This is a genomic window from Bradyrhizobium sp. CCBAU 51745, from assembly GCF_028128715.1.
GTDB lineage: Bacteria > Pseudomonadota > Alphaproteobacteria > Rhizobiales > Xanthobacteraceae > Bradyrhizobium > Bradyrhizobium manausense.
On sequence record NZ_LBJP01000036.1, the window covers coordinates 1 to 1155 of the forward strand.

Consider the following 1155-nt stretch of genomic DNA (forward strand, 5'->3'; position numbering starts at 1 on the left):
ACGGCTGCCAGCGCCGCGATGACCGTGATGCCGAAGGCGATCGCCCCCACCGTCAAGGGAATGTTGGCGGAGCCGGGAGGCGCCACGGTGGCGAACAGGGCCGGAAGCAGCGCGGTGATGGTGGTGCCGATGTTCTGCGAGATCGCCATCGCCGACACGCGGGTGCGGGTCGGAAACAGCTCCGGATAGAAGCTCGGGAAGATTGCGTTGTAGCCCTGATAGACCACACCCCACATCAACAGCGACAGCACGATCGCCAGCGGCACGCTCTTGATGCTGATGGCATAGAGATAGCCGAAAGCGAGCAGGCCGGAGAGCAGCGCGCCCACGACGATGGGAGGCTTGCGGCCGACCTTGTCGGACAGATTGCCGACGAAGGGAATGACGAAGATGGCCAGCATGTTTCCGAGGACCGGGATCCACAGATAGACGTCCTTGGCAAAACCGATGCCATAGGCCGGCTGCACCGCATAGGCGGCACCGAAGATGGTCGCGACCACAGGGATGACATTCATCAGCGCCATGCAGATGACCCTGAGCATGTCGGGCCAGCTCAGCTTGATGGCCTGGACGATGGGCGAGCGCGGCGTTTCTCCCCGCCCCTCCTCGCGGGCAAAGGCAGGGGTTTCGTCGACTTCGCGGCGGATGATGTAGCCTGCGACGATGACGAAGAAGCTGAGCAGGAACGGAATTCGCCAGCCCCAGCTGTTGAAGGCCTCGGTCGGCATATAGGCCGCCAGCGGCAGGAAGACGGCGGCTGCGAGAATCTGTCCGGCCTGCACGCCCTGAAGCGCAAAGCTCGCATAGAAGCCGCGACGGCCGAACGGCGCGTGCTCCAGGATCATCGAGCTGGCGCCGGAGATTTCACCGGCGACGGCAAAGCCCTGGATCAGGCGCAGGACGACCAGCAGGATCGGCGCGAGGATGCCGACCTGATGATAGGTCGGCAGGAGGCCCACCGCCATGGTCGACAGACCCATCAGGAACATGCAGACGATCAGAACGGTCTTGCGGCCATGGGTGTCGCCCCAATGTCCGAGCACGAAGGCGCCGATCGGCCGCGCCACATAGCCGACGCCATAGGTCGCCAGCGATGCGACGATGGCGACGGTGGGATTTTCCGACGGGAAGAAGATTTGCGGGAAGATCAGCGAC

At 63.9% G+C, this 1155-nt stretch carries 1 protein-coding gene; it reads right to left on the reverse strand.

Translation table 11 applies throughout. From position 1 onward, the window contains the following. Positions 1–1155: MFS transporter (locus XH98_RS12960; protein ID WP_271618815.1), on the reverse strand; the 1155-nt coding region annotated here is incomplete at both ends.